This window comes from Chamaesiphon sp. VAR_69_metabat_338 (assembly GCF_031423935.1).
Taxonomy (GTDB): domain Bacteria; phylum Cyanobacteriota; class Cyanobacteriia; order Cyanobacteriales; family Chamaesiphonaceae; genus Chamaesiphon.
In genome coordinates this window covers 1-2753 of the sequence record NZ_JANPGM010000341.1, presented here as the reverse complement: position 1 = coordinate 2753, position 2753 = coordinate 1, and the positions used below count along the sequence as shown (strand labels likewise).

Annotated in this window: 2 protein-coding genes; one reads left to right on the top strand and one right to left on the bottom strand. The window is 48.1% G+C overall.

The window, feature by feature from the left end:
• Positions 1-477: 477 nt before the first annotated feature.
• Entirely contained in the window at positions 478-2379 is a 1902-nt protein-coding gene (locus RMO84_RS09710) for a GTPase (protein WP_310488267.1), read from the bottom strand.
• A 198-nt stretch (positions 2380-2577) separates the two neighbouring features.
• Here RMO84_RS09710 and RMO84_RS09705 point away from each other — a divergent pair.
• On the top strand, positions 2578-2753 hold a 176-nt coding region (locus tag RMO84_RS09705; RefSeq protein WP_310488268.1), incomplete at its 3' end, for a BrnT family toxin.

The following is a 2753-nucleotide window of genomic DNA, read 5'->3' as shown; positions in this document are numbered from 1 at the left end:
TGGTTTGATTGGTGGTGTTGCCATTGCCAGTGACAATTGCGCTTTGATTGTTGCTGACGACTGTAGCGGTATCAGCATGAGCGGGCAATGATAAACCGAGTGTAGCAAAGCTCAGACCGATAACGATGATGGATTTGACGTTCATAACTTAGAGTTGTGGAAGGGCGATCGATCGTAATTCATTCACACTCAAGACAACAAAATTCTTGGTATTAATTCTATTAAACTGCAAGCACTAATTTCAACTTTAGTCTGAGTTTTAGAGAATAAACTGCTCTGTGAAGTTTGCTTCTCTTGCGTTCGTGTAGATAACTACAATCGGGATATTCATTTTCCAGAAATGTTACTAAATTCCACCTGAATTCAGTTCTCATGCCGATCCAGCAAGACTTATAGCTGACGGCAGATCTAGATGTATTAAGCATTCTAGTTAGGTATCACCATACCAAGTACTCCTCAAATCTCCAGAATATCTAATTAATTATCGAGCTGCAAGTAATGATTAAACCGCTCTGACAATCCTTCTTTATCGATCGAACGCGTCCAATATTCAACTAAGGTATGACCGAAAGCATAGGCATTTTTGTTCGGAGCGGCAGCATTATTTAGTAACAATGGCCAGATGGAGAGCAGATCGAAATCGATGGATTTTGGTGGGTTATTTAACAACGAGTACAAATCGTAAGCCATTTGCAGCTTCCCAATCGCGACGGGTACTTGTTCTACCGGAATTTGGGCAGCGAGGACTTGCGCCAGCGCAGGGGTGCCAGTAGTCAGCGTCGAGATAAACTCTAGGACGGGGCTTTTGAGCAATTGAGTGAGTCCCTGCGTCGTCGTCATCTGGAGACTATAGCGATCGATAATTTGCGCCGCCGCCACAATCCGCGCATCGAGATTGCGTAAAAACCGAGCGAGGCGGATCTGTTTGCTCGGCTCGATTTTTTGGAGTAGGGCTAATGATAGGGTATCGATGCCCCAAGCCGCTCGTTCGATATTTGGATCGGCATTAACCAGCGGTAACACCAGATCGCAATATTCTGCCAAAAATTCATTCCGATAAGCCGTGGCTTCGCGAATGGCGACTTCTTTGGGGCGCGTCCCCCATTGCCAATCATAAGGCGGCGTCCACTCCCGTAGCGGGCGCACTCGATCGACCTGAGTCACGATCGTTACTACCGGCAAGTCAGGAGCCTGTTTTTTTAATTCCGCTAAAAAGTCCCGATCCATCTGCAACGCCGGATCGAGGGCGGGGGTAACTAATAACAGCAAATCCGCCGTCGCGGCATAAGTGAGGACTTGCGATCGCAAATCCTCTCGACTGGCTTGCTCGTAGCCAGGACTATCCCACAGTGTCAAGCTCTCACCACTGGGCGTTTGCCACTGATAATTTTGAATTTTATCAGTACTGGGCAAAACATCGACGACGGCTAACTCTGACTCAAATAGCATATTAATCAGGCTACTTTTCCCCGCACCCGTCCGCCCGACTAGCAAAATATCGATCGGTTTTTGCTCGATCTGAGCCGCTGGTTCTGCCGCAACTAGAATCTCGCGGAGGGTTTGCGTATTCGCCACCGTAGCAGCTTTCGCCGCGATCGGCTGCACAGACTGAATCTGGCCGCTATATAAAGCCACAGCTTGCCGACAGAGGTTCGTCAAGGCCGCTTCGCGGGTGAGTTGACCCAAGTTAACCAAAAGCTGTCGATCGGCCATACTAGACGCACCTTTAGTGGCAGTTTTAGCGATCGCCGCAGCGGGATTGAGTACCCATTGTGCCCAGTTCCACACTTTTAACAACTTCTGCGCTGATGGGGCTAATTTTTGATATGTCTCGTAAGCTTCATAAGTCTGCGCGATCGTCACTCGATCGAGTGCGGGTGCGAGTTTTTGCATCCACTCATCCATATCATCCGTGGTACCCCGAATCAATCCATAGGCTTGGGTGACATAGATATTCAGCAGCGGATATTTAACTTCGGGATGGTAGATCTTGGCAATAGCCACAATTAATTCCTGACACCGCTGCCAAAATATCGCCCAATCTTCCCACATCGGTCGATCGAGTTGAGAATCGGTAATTACCTGCTGGAGTACGGCGGTGACTCGCTCGGCAGCATCGCCAGTCGAAGGCGTGGCATTAGCCGTAATTGTTTCCAGTTCGCGACTGGCAGTAGCAATGATATCGGCACCTTTCCCGATCGAAGCTTGCGTCCAGCGCACCAACAACCATCGCCAACCGACCAATAGTAGTGTTAATACTCCCCAAATCCAGTTAATCCCCCACTCGTGAATCTGGGTACCCGCAGCGACGAGCAGAAAGATAACGACACTCGCGATCGGCGATACTAAAACAGCCCACTGCCAAGGTTTTAATTGCATATCTATCTTCCGATCGTCATCAATCTGACGATATCACATTCGCTCTCGGCGGATATCGAGGATTTACTTCTTGAGACATCCGCAACGTAGCTATCTCACTCATGCTTCGACTGTTTAAATATCTCTAGCTCCACGCATTTCAATATCTTATCTACAATCGAGTAAAATTAGATTTGTCAGCCGAGATCGATTTAGGGTATGAATTTCGAGTGGGACGATCTGAAAAACGAGATTAATCTTGACAAGCATGGCTTCGATTTTGCCGATGCGGATCGGGTTTTTAGCTCGCCGATGGTAGTTGACATCGATAATCGTAGAGACTATGGTGAAGATCGATGGATCGGCACTGGAATGCTAGATGGGCGGATCGTAGT